This is a genomic window from Streptomyces sp. NPDC107521 (genome assembly GCF_055598485.1).
Genome location: NZ_JBVKAT010000001.1, coordinates 460,660 through 479,676, shown reverse-complemented (window position 1 = coordinate 479,676; position 19,017 = coordinate 460,660). Strand labels below are relative to the sequence as shown.

Annotated in this window: 13 protein-coding genes; 4 read left to right on the top strand and 9 right to left on the bottom strand. The window is 74.4% G+C overall.

All coding sequences use genetic code 11. From position 1 onward, the window contains the following. Positions 1 to 24: 24 nt before the first annotated feature. The 9 genes from murG to rsmH all read right to left on the bottom strand — a co-directional run bounded on the left by murG (position 25) and on the right by rsmH (position 11,934). On the bottom strand, positions 25 to 1,119 hold the full coding sequence (gene murG, locus ACZ7LB_RS02025; RefSeq protein ID WP_471464907.1) for an undecaprenyldiphospho-muramoylpentapeptide beta-N-acetylglucosaminyltransferase: 1,095 nt from the start codon (positions 1,117 to 1,119) through the stop codon (positions 25 to 27). Between the two features lie 6 nt (positions 1,120 to 1,125). Then, complete coding sequence (ftsW, locus tag ACZ7LB_RS02020; protein WP_471464906.1) at positions 1,126 to 2,508, bottom strand: putative lipid II flippase FtsW; 1,383 nt, start codon at positions 2,506 to 2,508, stop codon at positions 1,126 to 1,128. A gap of 74 nt (positions 2,509 to 2,582) precedes the next feature. Beyond that, complete coding sequence (murD, locus tag ACZ7LB_RS02015) at positions 2,583 to 3,989, bottom strand: UDP-N-acetylmuramoyl-L-alanine--D-glutamate ligase (RefSeq protein WP_471465114.1); 1,407 nt, start codon at positions 3,987 to 3,989, stop codon at positions 2,583 to 2,585. A gap of 8 nt (positions 3,990 to 3,997) precedes the next feature. After that, positions 3,998 to 5,089 carry a phospho-N-acetylmuramoyl-pentapeptide-transferase gene (gene mraY / locus ACZ7LB_RS02010; protein WP_471465113.1) on the bottom strand — a complete coding sequence of 364 codons (1,092 nt, stop codon included), beginning with the start codon at positions 5,087 to 5,089 and terminating at the stop codon, positions 3,998 to 4,000. Further along, positions 5,089 to 6,519, bottom strand: coding sequence for a UDP-N-acetylmuramoyl-tripeptide--D-alanyl-D-alanine ligase (locus tag ACZ7LB_RS02005; protein ID WP_471464905.1), 1,431 nt, complete (start codon positions 6,517 to 6,519; stop codon positions 5,089 to 5,091). The genes mraY and ACZ7LB_RS02005 overlap by 1 nt, the downstream gene beginning before the upstream one ends. Positions 6,520 to 6,547: 28 nt before the next feature. Then, positions 6,548 to 8,068 carry a UDP-N-acetylmuramoyl-L-alanyl-D-glutamate--2,6-diaminopimelate ligase gene (locus ACZ7LB_RS02000; protein ID WP_471465112.1) on the bottom strand — a complete coding sequence of 507 codons (1,521 nt, stop codon included), beginning with the start codon at positions 8,066 to 8,068 and terminating at the stop codon, positions 6,548 to 6,550. A gap of 261 nt (positions 8,069 to 8,329) precedes the next feature. Further along, positions 8,330 to 10,288, bottom strand: coding sequence for a peptidoglycan D,D-transpeptidase FtsI family protein (locus tag ACZ7LB_RS01995; protein WP_471464904.1), 1,959 nt, complete (start codon positions 10,286 to 10,288; stop codon positions 8,330 to 8,332). Positions 10,289 to 10,292: 4 nt separating this feature from the next. Beyond that, positions 10,293 to 10,928, bottom strand: a complete 636-nt coding sequence (gene ftsL / locus ACZ7LB_RS01990; protein WP_471464903.1) for a cell division protein FtsL — start codon at positions 10,926 to 10,928, stop codon at positions 10,293 to 10,295. Between the two features lie 52 nt (positions 10,929 to 10,980). After that, positions 10,981 to 11,934 (bottom strand): 16S rRNA (cytosine(1402)-N(4))-methyltransferase RsmH, encoded by a 954-nt coding sequence (gene rsmH, locus ACZ7LB_RS01985; protein ID WP_471464901.1) that lies wholly within the window; start codon positions 11,932 to 11,934, stop codon positions 10,981 to 10,983. A gap of 417 nt (positions 11,935 to 12,351) precedes the next feature. Here rsmH and ACZ7LB_RS01980 point away from each other — a divergent pair, with 417 nt between their 5' ends. From ACZ7LB_RS01980 to ACZ7LB_RS01965, 4 genes are all read left to right on the top strand, one after another. Beyond that, a complete protein-coding gene (locus ACZ7LB_RS01980) occupies positions 12,352 to 12,897 on the top strand; it encodes a beta-class carbonic anhydrase (RefSeq protein ID WP_471464899.1) in 546 nt (181 codons plus the stop codon). A gap of 280 nt (positions 12,898 to 13,177) precedes the next feature. Beyond that, a complete protein-coding gene (locus ACZ7LB_RS01975; RefSeq protein ID WP_471464897.1) occupies positions 13,178 to 14,242 on the top strand; it encodes an AAA family ATPase in 1,065 nt (354 codons plus the stop codon). Then, on the top strand, positions 14,242 to 15,645 hold the full coding sequence (locus tag ACZ7LB_RS01970) for a DUF58 domain-containing protein (protein WP_471464895.1): 1,404 nt from the start codon (positions 14,242 to 14,244) through the stop codon (positions 15,643 to 15,645). Before ACZ7LB_RS01975 ends, ACZ7LB_RS01970 begins: the two co-directional genes overlap by 1 nt. After that, on the top strand, positions 15,642 to 18,044 hold the full coding sequence (locus tag ACZ7LB_RS01965; protein WP_471464893.1) for a transglutaminase TgpA family protein: 2,403 nt from the start codon (positions 15,642 to 15,644) through the stop codon (positions 18,042 to 18,044). Before ACZ7LB_RS01970 ends, ACZ7LB_RS01965 begins: the two co-directional genes overlap by 4 nt. Positions 18,045 to 19,017: the final 973 nt, after the last annotated feature.

Genomic DNA, 19,017 nt, shown 5'->3' with positions numbered 1-19,017 from the left:
CTCCCTGCCCTCCGTCAGACGTTCCTAGTGGCGCGCACGGGCGGCGATCGCCTCGTACACCATGCCGACGAGCAGGTCGTCGGCGTCCCGGCGGCCGAACTCGGCGGCGGCGCGGGACATCTCGTACAGCCGGTGCGGGTCGGCGAGCACGGGCAGCACGTTGTGCTGCAGCCACTCGGGCGTCAGCTCCGCGTCGTCGACCAGCAGTCCGCCGCCGGCCTTGACCACCGGCTGGGCGTTCAGCCGCTGTTCGCCGTTGCCGATGGGCAGCGGGACGTAGGCGGCCGGGAGCCCGACGGCGGAGAGTTCGGCGACGGTCATCGCGCCCGCGCGGCAGAGCATCATGTCGGCGGCGGCGTACGCGAGGTCCATCCGGTCCAGGTAACTTACCGGCCTGTAGGGGGGCATCCCCGGCATCTGGTGCACCTGCGGCAGTTCGTTCTTGGGACCGACCGCGTGCAGGATCTGGATGCCGGCCTGCTGGAGCCAGGGGGCGACCTGCTGGATCACCTCGTTGAGGCGGCGGGCGCCCTGCGAGCCGCCGGTCACCAGCAGCGTCGGCAGGTTGGGGTCCAGCCCGAACAGGGCGCGGGCCTCGGGGCGGGCGGCGGCGCGGTCCAGGGTGGCGATGGAGCGGCGCAGCGGGATGCCGATGTAGCGGGAGTTGCGGAGCTTGCTGTCCGGGGTGGAGACGGCGACCTGGGCGGCGTAGCGCGAACCGATCTTGTTGGCCAGCCCGGGGCGGGCGTTGGCCTCGTGCACGATGATCGGCACGCCGAGCCGCTTGGCCGCGAGGTAGGCGGGCAGGGCGACGTAGCCGCCGAAGCCGACCACGGCGTCCGCCCGGGTGCGTTCGAGGATCTGCTCGGCGGCCTTGATGGTGCCGCGCAGCCGCCCCGGGACGGTGATCAGTTCGGGGGTGGGCTTGCGCGGCAGCGGGACGGCCGGGATCAGCGCCAGTTCGTACCCGCGCTCGGGTACGAGGCGGGTCTCGAGACCGCGTTCCGTGCCCAGGGCCGTGATCCCCACGGACGGGTCCTGCCTGCGCAGGGCGTCCGCGAGGGCGAGCGCGGGCTCGATGTGGCCCGCGGTTCCTCCGCCGGCGAGTACGACATGCACCGAAATTCACCGCTCTCCGGACGGACGCGCCGCAGAGGCACGCCGTCTCATCGTGTTCCGACTCCGGGGTTTCCGCTTGGGTCCGGAGCCCCCGCTTCCCCCCGTTCCCCGCTTTCTACCAAAGCGGGGTTGCCGCAGCGCAAGCGCCGCCCGCGCACCGGGCTCGTCGCGGGCGAAGGCGATCAGCAGTCCGATGGCGAACATGGTCGGCAGCAGGGCGGAGCCCCCGTACGAGAACAGCGGGAGGGGGACACCCGCGATCGGCAGCAGTCCGAGGACCGCACCGATGTTGATCACGGTCTGCGCCATGAGCCAGGTGGTCACGCCTCCCGCGGCATACCGTACGAAGGAGTCCTCCGTGCGTCCGGCCACGCGGATACCCGCATAGCCTAGAGCCGCGAACAGGGCGAGCACCGACAGCGTCCCCGCCAGGCCCAGCTCCTCGCCGGTGACGGCGAAGATGAAGTCGGTGTGCGCCTCCGGGAGTTGTCCCCACTTCTCCACGCTGGCACCGAGCCCGGATCCGAAGATCCCGCCCGAGGCCAGCGCGTAGATCCCGTGCACGGCCTGCCAGCAGGTGTCGTCCGGGCCCGGGTCGGTGGCGAGCAGGCAGCCCATCCGGGCCATCCGGTTGGCGCTGGTCTTGATCAGCACGGCGCCGATCAGCAGTGCGACGGAGAGCACACCGACGAACAGCCGGGTGGGCGCGCCCGCCAGCCAGAGCAGCCCGAAGAGGATCGCGGTGAGGATGATCGCGGTGCCCATGTCGCCGCCGATCATGATGAGCCCGAGCAGCATGAACGCGGCCGGCACCAGCGGCACCAGCATGTGCTTCCACTGGCCCAGCAGGTTCCGGTCGTGCTTGCGGGCGAGCAGGTCGGCGCCCCAGAGGACGAGGGCGAGCTTGCCGAACTCGCTGGGCTGCACCTGGAAGGAGCCGCCCAGCGAGATCCAGTTCTGGTTGCCCTTGACCGCCATCCCTATCCCCGGCACCTGGACCAGGATCATCAGGGCGACGGCACCGGCGAGGATCGGGTAGGCCAGGGCGCGGTGCAGCTTCACCGGCATCTTCATGGCGGCGAACAGCAGCCCGGCCCCGAGCAGCGCGGCGAGGAACTGCTTGCGGAAGAAGTACGACCCCGGGAGCGACAGTTGCAGCGCCGTGATCTGGGAGGCCGAGTAGACCATCACCAGGCCCAGGACGGTGATCAGCGCACTGCCGCCGCAGATCACGTAGTAGGCCGTCAGCGGCCGGTCCCAGGCCCTGCGCAGCCGGTGGTACAGGCGCACGACGGCGTTGTCCTCCCGCGGCGGGCGGGCCGGGGCGGGTCGCCGGGGAGCCCGCTGGGCGGGCGGGCGCCCGGTGCGGCTGCCGGGGCTAGCGGGCATCGCGGCCTCCCCTGTACGTCGGTTCGGACCGTCCCACGCGTCCCTCCCGAGAGCGCCCGGCGCGGTCGGCCGGATCAGGCGCCGAGTTCGCGGACGGCCCGGGCGAACGCGTCACCGCGCTGGTTGTAGTTGGTGAACATGTCCATCGAGGCGCAGGCCGGGGCCAGCAGCACCGTGTCGCCGGGCCGGGCGAGCCGCCGCGCCTCCTGGACGGCCTGGAGCATCGCCCCAGTGTCGGTCCGGTCGAGGTCGACGACGGGTACCTCCGGGGCGTGTCGCGCCAGGGCTTCGCGGATCAGGGCCCGGTCGGCGCCGATGAGGACCGCGCCCCGCAGCCGCCCGGCGGCACCGGCGACCAGCTCGTCGAAGGCGGCGCCCTTGGCGAGTCCCCCGGCGATCCAGACGACCGATCCGTACGCCGTCAACGACGCCTCGGCGGCGTGGGTGTTGGTGGCCTTGGAGTCGTCGACGTAGGCGACCCCGTCCAGGTCCGCCACGTGCGCGATGCGGTGGGCGTCCGGGGTGAAGGCCCGCAGCCCGTCGCGGACGGCGGCGGCCGGGACGCCGTGGGCGCGGGCCAGGGCCGCCGCGGCGAGGGCGTTGGCGATGTTGTGCGGGGCCGGCGGGCGGACGTCGGAGACCTCGGCGAGTTCCTGGGCGTTGCGCTGCCGGTCCTCGACGAAGGCGCGGTCGACCAGGATGCCGTCCACGACGCCGAGTTGGGACGGGCCCGGGGCGCCGAGGGTGAAGCCGACGGCCCGGCAGCCCTCCTCGACGTCGGCCCCGCGGACCAGGTCCTCGGTGGCCGGGTCGGCGGTGTTGTAGACGCAGGCGACGCGGTTGCCCTCGTAGACGCGGCCCTTGTCGGCGGCGTACGCGGCCATGGAGCCGTGCCAGTCGAGGTGGTCGGGGGCGAGGTTGAGCACGGCGGCCGAGTCGGCGCGCACCGACGGCGCCCAGTGGAGCTGGTAGCTGGACAGCTCCACGGCCAGGACGTCGTACTCCTCGTCGCCGGTGACCGCGTCCAGCAGCGAGACGCCGATGTTGCCGACGGCGGCCGTGCGCAGCCCGGCGGCGGTCAGCATGGCGGCGAGCATCCGCACGGTGGTGGTCTTGCCGTTGGTGCCGGTGACCGCCAGCCAGGGGGCGGCGCCGGGGCCGCGCAGCCGCCAGGCGAGTTCGACGTCGCCCCAGACGGGGACGCCGGCCTCGCGGGCGGCGGCGAACAGCGGCTTGTCCGGCCGCCAGCCGGGGGCGGTGACGATCAGCTCGGTGCCCTCGGGCAGGGTGTCGCCGTCGCCGAGGCGCACGGTGACGCCGAGCGGCTCCAGCTCCGCCGCCTGGCTCCGGGAGCGCTCGTCGTCGCCGTCGTTGACGACGGTGACGCGGGCGCCCAGGCCGCTGAGGACCCGGGCGGCCGGGACGCCGGAGACGCCCAGGCCGGCCACGGTGACGTGCTTGCCGGTGAAGTCCGAAGGCACCGAGGAGGTCACTTGTCCGCTGCCCATCCCGCGTAGAAGATGCCGAGTCCGACGATCACGCAGATGCCCTGGATGATCCAGAAGCGGACCACGATGAGGACCTCGGACCAGCCTTTGAGTTCGAAGTGGTGCTGGAGCGGTGCCATCCGGAAGACCCGCTTCCCGGTGAGCCGGAAGGAGCCGACCTGGATGACGACCGACATGGTGATGAGGACGAACAGGCCGCCGAGGATGGCGACCAGCAGCTCGGTGCGCGAGCAGATCGCGAGGCCCGCGAGGACACCGCCGAGCGCCAGCGAACCGGTGTCGCCCATGAAGATCTTGGCCGGCGAGGTGTTCCACCAGAGGAAGCCCAGGCAGGCGCCCATCAGCGCGGAGGCGACCACCGCCAGGTCGAGCGGATCGCGCACCTCGTAACAGGCACCGGGGTTGGTCAGGGTCTGCGCGTTGGCGCAGGACTCCTGGAACTGCCAGACGCCGATGAAGGTGTAGGCGCCGAAGACGAGGACGGAGGCGCCGGTGGCCAGGCCGTCCAGACCGTCGGTCAGGTTCACGCCGTTGGACATCGCCAGGATCATGAACAGCGCCCAGACGACGAACAGCACCGGGCCGATGGCCCAGCCGAAGTCCGTGATGAACGACAGCTTGGTGGAGGCCGGGGTGTTGCCGCGGTTGTCGGCGAACTGCAGGGCGAGGACGGCGAAGGCGATGCCGACGATGAGCTGCCCGGCCATCTTCGCCTTGGCCCGCAGGCCCAGCGAACGCCGCTTGACGATCTTGATGTAGTCGTCGAGGAAGCCGACCAGGCCCATGCCGACCATCAGACCCAGCACCAGCAGACCCGAGAAGGTCGGCCCGGTGTCCGCCTCCCCGTCCAGGTAGCCGGTGATCACCTTGGCCAGGAAGTAGGCGATGACCGTGGCCAGGATGAAGGCGATGCCGCCCATCGTCGGCGTGCCGCGCTTGCTGGCGTGCCCGCGCGGCCCGTCGTCGCGGATGTACTGGCCGTAGCCCTTGCGGGCCAGCAGCTTGATCAGCAGCGGCGTGCCGACCAGCGTCAGGAAGAGGCCGATGACTCCCGCGAACAGGATCTGCTTCATCATCGGGCGGCGACCTCACCCTCGGCGCCGGTCTCCAGGAGCGCCGCGGCGACACTCTCCAGCCCCACCGACCGGGACGCCTTCACGAGCACGACGTCCCCCGGGCGCAGCTCGCTGCGCAACAGGTCGACAGCCGCCTGTGCGTCGGACACGTGCACCGACTCCTCACCCCACGAACCCTCGTTATATGCGCCCAATTGCAGCCAGGCGGCTTCCCTGCCCCCGACCGCGACGAGCTTGCTGACGTTGAGCCGGACGGCGAGCCGTCCGACCGCGTCGTGCTCGGCGAGCGACTCGTCCCCCAGCTCGGCCATCCTGCCGAGCACCGCCCACGTGCGGCCCCCGCGTGCCCGGGAGGCACGGCCCATGGCCGCCAGCGCGCGCAGCGCGGCCTTCATGGACTCGGGGTTCGCGTTGTAGGCGTCGTTGACGACCGTCACACCGTCCGGGCGCTCGGTGACCTCCATCCGCCAGCGGGAGAGGGAGCCCGCCTCGGAGAGCGCGGTGGCGATCTCGTCTGCGGACATGCCCAGCTCGTGGGCGACGGCGGCCGCGGCGAGCGCGTTCGACACGTGGTGCTCACCGTACAGGCGCATGGTCACATCGCTTGCACCGGAGGGTGTGAGAAGCCGGAAGGAGGGCTGCCCGCTGTCCGTGAGTCGCACGTTCTCGGCGCGTACGTCCGCTTCGTCGGACTCACCGAAGAACAGCACCTTCGCCTCGGTCCGGGAGGCCATGGCGCGCACCAGGGGGTCGTCCATGTTGAGGACGGCGGTGCCGCCCTCGGCCGCCGGCGGGAGGGCCTCCACGAGTTCGCCCTTGGCCTCGGCGATCCGCTCCCGGCCGCCGAACTCGCCGATGTGGGCGCTGCCGACGTTGAGGACCAGCCCGATCCGGGGCGGGGTCAGCCCGGTCAGGTAGCGGATGTGGCCGACACCCCGGGCGCCCATCTCCAGGACGAGGAAGCGGGTCTCCTCGGTGGCGGTGAGCGCGGTGAGCGGCAGCCCGATCTCGTTGTTGTGCGAGCCCGGTGTGAAGACCGTGGGGGCCTTGCGCCGGAGCACCTGGGCGATGAGGTCCTTGGTGCTGGTCTTGCCGGCCGACCCGGTCAGCGCCACCAGCGTGGCGCCGAGCCGCCGCACGACGTGCCGGGCGAGGGCCCCGAGGGCGGCCTGCACGTCGTCCACGACGATCGCGGGCACGCCGACGGGACGGGAGCCGAGCACGGCCACCGCCCCCGCACCGACGACCGCGCGGGCGAAGTCGTGGCCGTCGGCGCGCTCACCGACGAAGGCGACGAACAGGCTGCCGGGACCCGCCTCGCGGGAGTCCCGGACGACCGGTCCGGTGACCTCGACGGACCCGTCCGGTATGTCGTGCATCTGCCCGCCGACGACTTCTGCGATCTCGGCGAGGGAGAGGGCGATCACAAGTTCATCCCCTGGATCATGCGGGAGTTCATCCCTGGGTCTTCTGAATGGCTTCGCGAAGCACCTGGCGGTCGTCGAAGGGACGGACCACCCCGGCGATGTCCTGGCCCAGCTCGTGGCCCTTGCCCGCGACCAGCACGGTGTCGCCGGGGCCGGCGAGACCGACGGCGGCGCTGATGGCGGCGGCCCGGTCCTCGAAGACCTGCACCTCGCCGCGCTCGTGCGCGGGCACGGAGGCCGCGCCGCGGAGCATGGTGGCGAGGATGGCGAGGGGGTCCTCGGAGCGGGGGTTGTCGGAGGTGAGCACGGCCGTGTCGGCGAAGCGGGCCACCGCCGCGCCCATCGGCTCGCGCTTGGTGGTGTCCCGGTCGCCGCCGCAGCCGAGGACGGCGTGCAGCCGCCCGCCGGTCACCTTGCGCAGGGCCCGCAGCACGGACTCCACGGCGTCGGTCTTGTGGGCGTAGTCGACCACCGCGAGGTACGGCTGCCCGGCGTCGACGCGCTCCAGGCGGCCCGGGACGCCCGGGACGGCGGCGACGCCCTCGGCGGCGGACCGCGGGTCGAGCCCGGCGGCGGCCAGGGCGGCGATCGCGGCGAGGGTGTTGGCCACGTTGAACGGGCCCGCCAGCGGCGAGCGGGCGGGGATCCGCTCGCCCTCCGGTCCGACCGCGGTGAACGTCGAGTCGAGCGGGCCGAGCGTGACGTCCTCGGCGCGCCAGTCGGCGTCCGGGTGGCCCTCGGCGGAGTAGGTGACGACCGGCACGGTGGCCTGCCGGGCGAGCCGGCGGCCGTACTCGTCGTCGGTGTTGACGACGCCGAGCCTGCTGCGGCGCGGGGTGAAGAGCTGCGCCTTGGCCTGGAAGTAGTCCTCCATGCCGGAGTGGAACTCCATGTGCTCCGGGCTGAGGTTGGTGAAGACGGCGATGTCGAAGACGCAGCCGTCGACCCGGCCGAGGACCAGGGCGTGGCTGGAGACCTCCATGGCGACCGCCTCGGTGCCGCGCTCGCGCATGACGGCGAAGAGGGCCTGGAGGTCGGTGGCCTCGGGGGTGGTGCGCTCGGAGGGGATGCGCTCGTCGCCGATGCGCATCTCGACGGTGCCGATGAGCCCGGTGGTCCTGGCCGTGCGCAGCCCGCCCTCGACGAGGTAGGCGGTGGTGGTCTTCCCGGAGGTGCCGGTGATGCCGATCTGGAGCAGTCCGTCGCCGGGGCGTCCGTAGATGGTGGCGGCCAGGTCGCCCATCCGTGCCCGCGGGTCGTCCACGACGAGGGCCGGCAGTCCGGCCGCCGCGGCGCGCTCCGCGCCGTCCGGGTCGGTCAGCACGGCGACGGCGCCGAGACCGGCCGCCTGGGTGACGAAGTCGGCGCCGTGCAGACGGGCCCCGGGCAGGGCGGCGTACAGGTCGCCGGGGCGGACGGCGCGCGAGTCGTGGGTGATGCCGGTGACGCCGACGGTGCCGTCCGGGGCGGTGACGCCGAGCTGGCCGGCGAGTTCCGTGAGCGCCGTGGTGGTGCTGCGCACGGGCCGGGGGGGTCCCGGATGGGTCACGGAGCGGCCCTTCTGGGTGGTTTGGGACTGATCAGCGTGTGGCACGGCGGTGAGCGTACCGGGCTCACCCGCCTCCGGGCGAAGTGAGTCGTGGGGGTCGCTCTGGTTCCCGGAATCCGGGGTGATGGTGGTCACGAATGGTTCCTGGTGGCTCGGTACCGGCGGTGCCGTCGGGCTCCGCCCCGGCGGTGGCCGGGGCGGGCGCCGTGGCGCGGGGGCGGGTGGGGGACGGCTCGGAGGGGGCGGGGACCGCGGGGGCGGTCAGGGCTGGAAGGTGACCGGGAGGTTGGCGGGGGCGGCCCCGGTCGGCGGGACCTGGAGGGTCTTCAGGGCGAAGGCCATGACCTCCTTGTAGATGGGGCCGCAGATCTGGCCACCGAAGTAGTTGCCCTTGGTGGCGTTCTGGATGGCGCAGTAGACGGTGACGCGGGGCTGGTCGGCGGGGGCGAACCCGGCGAACGAGGAGGTGTAGCCGCGGTACTTGCCGGTGGCCGGGTCCACCCGGTTGGCGGTACCGGTCTTTCCGGCCACCCGGTAGCCGGGGATGCGGGCCTTGGCGCCGGTGCCCTCCTCGTCGTCGACGACGGACTCCAGCATCCGGGCCAGGGTCCTGGCCGTCTTCTCGCTGACCACGCGCTTCTTCGCGGGTTCGGGGGCGGGTTCGAAGTGCCCGTCGGGCCCCTTGGTGCCGCGGACGAGGGTGGGGGCGACGCGGACGCCGCCGTTGGCGATGGTCGAGTAGACGGAGGCCGCCTGGAGCGCGGTGACGGAGACACCCTGGCCGAAAGGGATCGTGTACTGCTGCGAGGTGGACCACTGGCCGGGGGGCGCGAGGATGCCCTTGGTCTCGCCGGGGAAGCCGAGGCCGCTGTACTCGCCGAGGCCGAACTTCCGCAGATAGGAGTAGAGCACCCGGTTCGCCTCGTCCTGGTCCTTGCCGAGCTGGCCGGTGGCCAGGATCGTCCCGATGTTGCTGGACTTGGCGAGTACCCCGTTGAGCGTCAGGTACCAGGTGGCGTGGTCGATGTCGTCCTTGAAGAGCCGGTCGCCGCGGTGCAGCCGGTTGGGGACGGTGACATGGGTCCCGGGGGTGGCGGCGTTCTCCTCCAGGACGGCGGCCATGGACAGCACCTTGGCCGTGGAGCCGGGCTCGTAGGCGTCCTGGAGGGCGCCGTTGCCGAGGGCCTCGGGGTCGGCGTGGGCGAGGTCGCCGGGGTCGAAGCCGGGCGAGTTGGCCATGGCGAGGATCTCGCCGGTGCGGGTGTCCTGGACGATGACGTAGCCGCCGTCCGCCCGGGACTTCTTCACCTGTTCGCTGATGGCGTGCTGGGCGGCCCACTGGATGTCGCGGTCGAGGGTCAGCTCGACGTCGCTGCCCGGCACCGCCGGGGTCCCGCTGGAGCCCGCGGTGGGCACCTGGCGCCCGCCGGACTGCGCGTAGCGGATCTCGCCGTCCTCGCCCGCCAGGGTCGCCTCGAGCTGGCGCTCCAGGCCGCCGCCGCCCTCGCCGTCGGCGCCGACCCAGCCGAGCACTCCGGCGGCGAGGTCGCCGCCGGGGTAGACGCGCTTGCTGCTGGGGTCCGCGAAGACGCCCGCGAGGACGTTGACCGCGGTGGGGTCCGTCCTGGCCCTGGTGTTCAGCGCGGACTTGAGGTCCTTGATCTGGTTCCAGACCTGCGGGGTGCGCAGCCGGGCCAGCCGGACGTAGCGCAGCTCCTTGTTCTTCGGCCGCAGCTGGGCCAGGAGCCTGTCCTGGTCCTCGCCGAGGATCGGGGCCAGCAGGGCCGCCGCCTGCTCGGGCCCGTCGTCGACGGAGAGCTGTTCGGGAGTGAACATCGTGGGGTCGGCGGTGATGTCGTACGAGTCCACGGTGGTCGCCAGGGCCACGCCGTTGCGGTCGGTGATGCCGCCACGCTCGGCGGACAGGGTGTGGACGACATAGCGGTTCTGCTCGGCCTTGGCGGTGTAGGTGCCGGCGTCGACGGCCTGCACCTGGAGCAGCCGGAAGACGAAGGCGCCGAGCACCAGGGTCAGGGCGAGCCCGACCATGCGCAGCCGGGGGCGCGGGCTGCCGAGCCGGAGGGCGCGGGACGGGGCCGGTCGGGACGGCCGGGGGCCGCGGGCCGTTCGGGCGGCCGGGCCGGGCTGCCGCTTCGCCGCGGGGCGCGCGGGCCGGGCGGGGCCCGGCACACGGCGGCGCGGCGCTTGCCTGTCGGACACTTCCTCACCTGCCGGGGGTCGGGGTCGGGGTGGCGGGGGCCTCGGTGGCCGGGGGCGCGCCGGCGGGGCCGGTGGCGGCCGTGCCGGGCGGGGCGGGGGTGCTGGTGGACGCGGGGGCGCCGGACCCGGGAGTGCCGCTCGCCGGGGCACCCGGCGGGGCGGTGGTCCCGGAGGCGCTCGCGGTCGGCGCGGGGGTGGCGGAGGGGCCGGCGCCGGGCGTGGCCGGGGCCGGGGGCGGGGTGAGCGCCTCGGGGGCGGGGAGCAGCGGGGTCGGCGCGGGGCTCGCGGAGCCCCGGACGGCGCCGTCGGGGGCGAGGAAGACCGGGTCGCCGCCGGGCACCATGCCGAGTTCGCGGGCCCGCCGCTCCAGGGCGCGGGGCGCGGAGTAGGCGTCGATGTCCCGCTGGATCGCCTGCTCCTCGTCGGTGAGGCCCTTGGTGCGCTGCTTCAGGTCCTCCAGCTGGAACGAGCCCTCGCTGAGGGCGGAGTTGAGGACCAGGAGCCCGATGAGGCCGCCGCCGAGCAGCAGGACGACGAGCAGGACGAAGGGCGCGCGGGCCGCCCGGCGGACGCGGCTGCCGGCCGGGAAGAGCCGGGCGAGGCGGGCCGCCCTGCCCTTGAGCCGCGGTTTTCCGCTCATGTGCCCTCCCTTCGGGCCGGGCGGCGGATCCCGGCCCGGCGCATGGCCCGGCTCACTCGGCGTCCTCCCTGATGCGCTCGGCGCCGCGCAGCCGCGCCGGGGCCGCGCGCCGGTTCTCGGCGATCTCCTCCTCGGTGGGAAGTTCGGCACCGCGCGTCAGCAGCTTGAGCCGGGGCGCGTAGCGCTCCGGGACGACGGGCAGCCCGGCGGGCGCCGTGTTGGCGGCCCCGGCCGCGAGGACCTGCTTGACCAGGCGGTCCTCCAGGGAGTGGTACGAGAGCACCGCGATCCGGCCGCCGACGGCGAGGGCGCCCACGGCGGCCGGGATCGCCCGCTCCAGGACGGCGAGTTCGCCGTTGACCTCGATGCGCAGCGCCTGGAAGGTGCGCTTGGCCGGGTTGCCGCCGGTGCGCTTGGCGGCCTGCGGCAAGGCATCGCGGATCAGCTCCACCAGGCGGGCGCTGTTGCCGAACGGCTCCCGCTCCCGCTCGCGGACGACGGCGGAGACGATCCGCTTGGCCTGCTTCTCCTCGCCGTAGGCCCGCAGGACGCGGACGAGTTCGCCCGGCGGGTAGGTGTTGAGGACCTCGGCGGCACTGATGCCGGTCGTCTGGTCCATCCGCATGTCCAGCGGGGCGTCCTGGGCGTAGGCGAAGCCCCGGTCGGCCTCGTCGAGCTGCATGGAGGAGACACCGAGGTCGAACAGGACGCCCTGGACGCGCGGTACGCCCAGGCGCTCCAGCACGTCGGGGAGTTCGTCGTAGACGGCGTGCACCAGGGTGGCGCGCTCCCCGTGGGGCGCGAGCCGCTCGCCGGAGAGCCGCAGGGCCTCCTTGTCGCGGTCCAGCGCGATGAGCCGGACCCCCGGGAAGCGCGTGAGCAGCGCCTCACTGTGCCCGCCGAGCCCGAGGGTGCAGTCGACGACGACGGCTCCCGGCTCCTGGAGGGCGGGCGCCAGCAGGTCCATGCACCGCTGGAGCATCACCGGGACGTGTCTTAGGCTCACGGGGCCCTCTCAGGTCCGGCGCGGCGTCACGCACGCCGGTTCCCCGCACGCCCGTCAACGGGATGGCGACCGGCGCCGGGGGCGTCGGCCGACCGGAGCGGGAGGAGGCCGAGCCGTACGTACGCGCCGCGCACGCGGGGAGATCCGGCGGCATCGGCCGCATCTCCGGGGAATTCAGTCCAGCAGGGAGAGCCGCGTCTCCCGCTTCGCGTCACTTTAGTCCACCGTGTCGCGCGGTCAATCAACCGGCCTGCGCGTCGCGGACCCCGCGGTCCGCCGACCGGCGCCGTGCGGCTTTTCACTCGGACGGCGGCCTTCGTACCGCCCTGTGGATTGGCTCACAGCGCGCCACGATGACGTTCTTTGTCCCCGTTTCACGCCGGACCCCCCGAACGGGCGAGCAGTAACGTCATGGTTATGACGACTTCTGCATCGGTACCCACAGGCTCGGACTCCGCCCCGGCGGGCGGCACCGTCACGGACCGGCTCGTCGAGGCGAACCAGCGGTACGCGGCCGCGTTCGCCGACCCCGGCATGGACGCCCGTCCCGTGCGCCGCGTCGCGGTCGTGGCCTGCATGGACGCCCGGCTCGACCTGCACGCCGCCCTCGGCCTCCAGCTCGGCGACTGCCACACGATCCGCAACGCGGGCGGTGTGGTCACGGACGACGTCATCCGCTCGCTCACCATCAGCCAGCGGGCGCTGGGCACCCGCAGCGTGGTCCTCATCCACCACACGACCTGCGGCATGGAGACCATCACCGAGGAGTTCCGGCACGACCTGGAGCTGGAGGTCGGACAGCGCCCGGCCTGGGCCGTGGAGGCCTTCCGGGACGTCGACCAGGACGTCCGGCAGTCCATCCAGCGGGTGCGGACCTCGCCGTTCCTGCCGTACACCGATGATGTGCGCGGCTTCGTCTTCGACGTGCAGACCGGCGGGCTGCGCGAGGTCACCCCGGGCTGAGCCGGCGTCCGCCCGGCCGGAACCGGTGCCGCGCCCCCCGGCGGACAACGCCGCACAGGAATACCGAAAGTCGGGAAAGCTGACAATGTGCGGGTAGTTGTCCACAGGCGAGTGACACGAATCCATGGCGGCGGCGAGAATGCGGGAGCGGCACCCCGCGGAACCTCTTCCGCGCGGCGTCCGTGATGAGGGGCGGGCCGCCCCGCCGCAGGCACCGGCCCGGCAAGCTGGGGATTCCCCGCTCCGCGCTGAGCAGGGAAAGGGCCGAGGAGGGCCACGGGTGACGACCTTTGAGGAACGGGCGAGCCATGGGGGGCACCCCGTGCGTGCGGAGCCGGTGACGGACGACGGGCTGACCGCGGTGGCCGAGCGGGTGCGCGCCTCCGTGGAGACCGTGATCGAGGGCAAGCCCGAGGTCGTCCGGCTGGCGCTGACGGTGCTGCTGGCCGAGGGACACCTGCTGATCGAGGACGTCCCGGGAGTCGGCAAGACCATGCTGGCCAAGGCCCTGGCGCGGTCCGTCGACTGCTCGGTGCGCCGCATCCAGTTCACCCCGGACCTGCTGCCGTCGGACATCACCGGCGTCTCCATCTGGGACCAGCAGCGCCGGGACTTCGAGTTCAAGCCGGGCGCGATCTTCGCCCAGGTGGTGATCGGCGACGAGATCAACCGCGCCTCGCCCAAGACCCAGTCGGCGCTGCTGGAATCCATGGAGGAGCGGCAGGTCACCATCGACGGGCAGAGCTACGAACTGCCCAGCCCCTTCATGGTGGTGGCGACGCAGAACCCGGTCGAGATGGAGGGCACCTATCCGCTGCCCGAGGCCCAGCGCGACCGCTTCATGGCGCGGGTCTCCATCGGCTACCCGGGCCCGGAGGCCGAGCTGCGGATGCTGGAGGTGCACGGCGGGGCCAGCCCGCTGGACGACCTCCACCCGGTGGCCCACGCCCACGACATCCTCAAGCTGATCGAGACGGTCCGCGCCGTGCACGTCGCGGAGCCGGTCAAGCGGTACGCGGTGGACCTGGTCGCCGCCACCCGCGCCCACCCCGACCTGCGGCTCGGCGCCTCCCCCCGCGCCACGCTGCACCTGCTGCGCGCGGCCAGGGCGTCCGCCGCCCTCGGCGGCCGGGACTTCACGCTGCCGGACGACGTGCAGGCTCTCGCGGTGCCGGTGCTGGCGCACCGTCTGCTGCCCACCTCCCAGGCCCAGCTCAACCGGCGGGGCGCCGAGCAGATCGTGGGGGAGATCCTCCAGCGCACCCCGGTGCCCGCCGCGCACCCGCAGCGCGCCGGCGCGGGCCGGGGCACCCCGCCGCACGGGCAGCCCCCGCGGAGGCCGTGATGACCACCGCCGGGGGGCCGGACGGGACCCGGGACGAGGAGGACCGGGCGGGCGGTGTCCGCACCGCGCTGACCGGTCTGACCACCCGGGGGCGCTCCTTCCTGGCCGCCGGTGCGGCCGCCGCCGTCTGCGCCTACGTCCTCGGACAGGGCGACCTGCTGCGGGTCGGCCTGCTGCTGGGCGTGCTGCCGCTGGTGTGCGCGACGGTGCTGTACCGGACCCGGCACCGGGTCGCGGGCAGCCGCCGGCTCGAACCGGGCCGGGTGCCCGCGGGCAGCGAGGCCCGGGTCCATCTGCGCGTCGAGAACATCTCCCGGCTCCCCACCGGTCTGCTGATGCTCCAGGACCGGGTGCCCTACGTGCTCGGGCCGCGCCCCCGCTTCGTGCTGGACCGGGTGGAGCCGGCGGGGAAGCGCGAGGTGTCCTACCGGGTCCGTCCGGACCTGCGCGGCCGCTATCCGCTGGGCCCGCTCCAGCTCCGGCTGGCCGACCCGTTCGGGATGTGCGAGCTGACCCGGTCCTTCTCCACGCGGGACACCCTCACCGTGATCCCGCGCGTGGAGCCGCTGCCGCCGGTCCGGTTCGGCGGCGGGGCCACCGGGTACGGCGAGGGGCGGCGGCGCTCCCCGGCGCTGGCCGGCGAGGACGACGTGATCCCGCGCGGCTACCGGTACGGCGACGACCTGCGCCGGGTGCACTGGCGCTCCACCGCGCGCCACGGCGAGCTGATGGTGCGCCGGGAGGAGCAACCGCAGCGCGCCCGCTGCTCGGTCCTGCTGGACACCCGGGGCATCGCCTATGAGGGCGCGGGCCCGGACTCGGCGTTCGAGTGGGCCGTCTCCGGGGCCGCCTCCGTGCTGATGCACCTGCTGGAGCGGGGGCTGTCGGTCCGGCTGCTCACGGACACCGGCACCGCCGTGCCCGGCGAGGGCGCGGACGGCTTCGCCGGGGCGGGCCAGGAGTCGGCCGACGCGGCCGGGATGCTGATGGACACGCTCGCGGTGATCGACCACTCGGACGGCACGGATCTGTCCGCCGCCCACGACGTGCTGCGCGGCGGGACCGAGGGTCTGCTGGTGGCCTTCTTCGGTGAACTGGACGAGGAGCAGGCGGCGCTGGCCGGCCGGATGCGGCGGCACGGCGGCACCGCGGTCGCCTTCGTCCTCGACGACGCCTCCTGGCGGCACGAGTCCGTCTCCATCCTCGACGACGCCTCCTGGTCGCACGAGCCCGCCGGTCCGGGGGCGGGGACGGACCGGGCCGAGGAGGGGCTGACGACGCTGCGCGAGGCCGGATGGACGGCGGTGAAGGTGTCGAGGGGCGTCCCGCTGGAGGAGCTGTGGCGCTCGGCGGACCGGCAGCGCGCCGGTCTCGCCCCGGCGGGCGGGGAGGGTGTGCGATGAGCGGGCAGGTACGGCTGGCGCTGTGCGCGTGGGCGGCCACGCTGATGACGGCGTGCGCGCTGCTGCCGCTGGTGGACCCGCCGTCCTGGCTGTTCCAGGCGGCGTTCCTGCTGGCGGTCCAGTCCGGGGTGGGCACGGCGGCCCGCCGGGTGCCCCTGGCACGGCCGCTGACCGTGGCGGCGCAGGCCGTGACGGCGCTGGCGCTGCTGACCCTGGTCTTCGCCCGGACCCAGGCGTTCGCCGGGCTGGTGCCGGGGCCCGAGGCGTTCCGGCACTTCGCGGAGCTGCTGCGGCAGGGCGCCGACGACATCGCCCGGTACGCGGCCCCGGCGCCGCTGGAGTCCGACGGCATCCGGCTGATGCTGATCGCCGGGGTGCTGGTGATAGGGCTGCTGGTGGACACCCTCGCGGTGACCTTCCGCAGCGCCGCCCCGGCCGGTCTGCCGCTGCTGGCGCTGTACTCGGTGGCAGCGGGGCTCTCCGAGGCCGGTTCGGACTGGCTGTGGTTCCTGACGGCGGCGGGCGGCTATCTGATGCTGCTGCTCGCGGAGGGCCGCGAGCGGCTCGCCCGGTGGGGCCGGGTCTTCGGCGGCGCGGCCCGTACTCCGGACGGCCGGCGGCCCGGGGCGGTGACCCCGGTGCGCACCGGGCGCCGCATCGGCGCGCTGGCGCTGGGCACCGCCCTGGTGGTGCCGCTGGCCCTGCCCGCGATGGAGGGCGGGCTGCTGGACGGCGCCGGGAGCGGCCGGGGCGAGGGCGGCGGGGGCGGCACGATCTCGGCGGTGAACCCGCTGGTCTCCCTGCGGGACAGCCTCAACAACGACGACGACCGCGAGGTCCTCACGGTCCGGACCGACGCCGACTCCCTCTCGGACCTGTATCTGCGGATCGTCTCCCTGGACGACTTCGACGGGAGCACCTGGAAGCCGTCCAAGCGGCGCATCACCACAGTGCCGGAGGGCACCTTCCCGCCCCCCATGGGCCTCGGGCCGGACGTCGCGCGGACGCAGGTGCGCAGCACGATCACGGCGGCCGGCGGATACGCCCAGGAGTGGCTGCCGATGCCGTACCCGCCCACCGGTGTGGCGGTCGGCGGCAAGTGGCGCTTCGAGCCGGTGGGGATGACCCTGATCGGCGACCACGGGCAGCGCACGAGCGGGCTGACGTACGAGGTGACGAGCCTGGACGTGCGCCCGACGGCCGCGCAGCTGGCCGGGGCTCCGCCGCCGCCGGCCGCGCTGGTGCGGGAGTACACGGAGCTGCCGGACTCGCTGCCGGAGGTGGTGCGCCGCACCGCCCGGGAGATCACGGCGGGCGCGGCGAACCCGTACGAGCGGGCCGTCCGGCTCCAGGAGTTCTTCGCGGTCAACGGCGGCTTCACGTACGACACCGAGGTCAACGTGGGCAGTGGTCCCGCGGGCATGGTCCGGTTCCTCGACGAGCGGCGGGGCTTCTGCGTGCACTTCTCCTTCGCGATGGCGGCGATGTCGCGTTCGCTGGGCATCCCGGCGCGGGTCGCGGTCGGCTTCGCGCCGGGCTCCACGCGGGCGGACGGCTCGGTGTCGGTGAGCCTGAAGGACGCGCACGCCTGGCCGGAGCTGTACTTCGAGGGCGTGGGCTGGACCCGTTTCGAGCCGACGCCGACCCGGGGCTCGGCCCCGTCGTACACGATGGCTGAGGCACCGGACCGCGCGGACGCGGACCCGGCGCTGCCGTCCCGGGCCCCGGAGGCGGAGCCCTCGGCGGCGCCCTCGGCCGAGGAGGAGTGCGCGGCGGGCGGCGGGCAGCCCGGCGTGTGCGCCGGTGAGTCGGCCCGGGCCGTGCCGGTCGCGGGCGGTGGCGGTCCCGGGGGGCCGGGGGTGGCGGTCAAGGTGCTGGGCGGGCTGCTCCTCCTGCTGGTCCCGCTGGCGCCGATGCTGTGGCGGCTGCGGGCCCGGGCCCGGCGGCTGGGGACGCCCGGCCGCTCGGAGGCGGACGCGGCGACGGCCGCGCTGGCCGCCTGGGAGGAGCTGACCGACTCGGCCTGGGACCACGGCATCCCGCCCCTGGAGTCGCGGACACCGCGCCGGGCGGCGGACCGGATCGTGCGGCTGGGCCGTCTCGGCCCCGAGCCCTCGGCCGCGGTGCACCGGGTGGCCGGCGCCGTGGAGCAGGCGCTCTACGCCCCGCACCCGCGCCCGACGGCGGGGCTGGCGGAGGACATACGCCGGACGGCGGCCGGACTGCGGGACGGCGCCGGGCGCGGCGCGCGGCTGCGGGCACGGGTCGCTCCGCGTTCGGCCGTGCGGGTGGTCTGGGCGGTCTCGGCCCGCTGGACGTCCCTGCGGGGGCGTATCGCGGCGGCGCTGCCGGTGCCGCGGATTCCGCGGATGCGGAGGGCGGCGGACAGGCGCGGCTGAGGAGGGCGCGGCGTGCCGGAAGCACCCGGGCACCGGGGCCGGAAGCGTCGGGCGGCGGTCTTCCGCGACGCGGGGCCCGCCGGTGGCCGGTGCGTGGTGCCCGCCCCGGGGCTGTCGGTGGCTCCGGCCGGGGAGATGGTCCCGGGCCTGTTGTACGGGCGCCCAAGACCCCCGGAGGGGGAGGGCGCGCCCTGGACAGCCCAGCGGGCCACCGGCCCACCCGGGGCGGCATCACCGACTCGCCCCGGGGAGGGCCGGCTCACCCGGTCCCGTGAGAGAGGGCTCCAGCGCGGAGGGGCCCGGTTCAGCAGGAGCCGGTTCCGGGAGGACCCGGTTCGGGAGGACCCGGTTCGGGAGGACCCGGTTCGGGAGGACCCTGGTCCATTGGTCCGCCAAGGGCCCAGCGCGGAGGGCCCGGCTCAGGAGGGGCCCGGTTCACGAGGGCCCCGGTCCATCGGTCCGGCAGAGGCCCAACGCGGGAGGGCTCCTGTTCAGGCAGCTCCGGTGGGCGGGCGGCAGGGCCTCGGCGCCCGGCACGGAATCCCGGCGTCCAGGGGGTCTCTGCGGTGGGCGCCAGGGCGCTCGGGCCGGTGTGTGGTGCGGGCGCGGTTCCTGGAGTCGGGCCAGTACGCCGGAGGGGTGACTCACGGCGCGGAGACCGGCGTACGGGAGCCGGGACACGGAGCCACCACCGGGAACGCGGGAACGGGGATCCGCCCGGGAACGGGCGTGCCGCCCGCACGAGGGTGTGTGCCGCCTGTACGGGGCGTGCCGGTGGGGAACCGTCGCGTGCCACCGGCGCGAGGGCTGCTCTGCCGGTGGGATGCCGGGCCCGCGCGTGCCACCGGCGCGAGGGCTGGTCCGCCGGTGGGGTGCCGGGCCGTCGCGTGCCACCGGCACGGCCGCTGGTCTGCCGGTGGGATGCCGGGCCCGCGTGTCCGGGGGACGGTGATCGTTCGGCGCGTCCGGCATA

Coding starts and splice junctions, on each gene's coding strand:
- mraY (WP_471465113.1), bottom strand. CDS start 5,089: ATGAAGCAGATCCTGTTCGCGGGAGTCATCGGCCTCTTCCTGACGCTG.
- ftsL (WP_471464903.1), bottom strand. CDS start 10,928: ATGAGCGGAAAACCGCGGCTCAAGGGCAGGGCGGCCCGCCTCGCCCGG.
- ACZ7LB_RS01965 (WP_471464893.1), top strand. CDS start 15,642: ATGAGCGGGCAGGTACGGCTGGCGCTGTGCGCGTGGGCGGCCACGCTG.
- ACZ7LB_RS01980 (WP_471464899.1), top strand. CDS start 12,352: ATGACGACTTCTGCATCGGTACCCACAGGCTCGGACTCCGCCCCGGCG.
- ftsW (WP_471464906.1), bottom strand. CDS start 2,508: ATGCCCGCTAGCCCCGGCAGCCGCACCGGGCGCCCGCCCGCCCAGCGG.
- ACZ7LB_RS01970 (WP_471464895.1), top strand. CDS start 14,242: ATGACCACCGCCGGGGGGCCGGACGGGACCCGGGACGAGGAGGACCGG.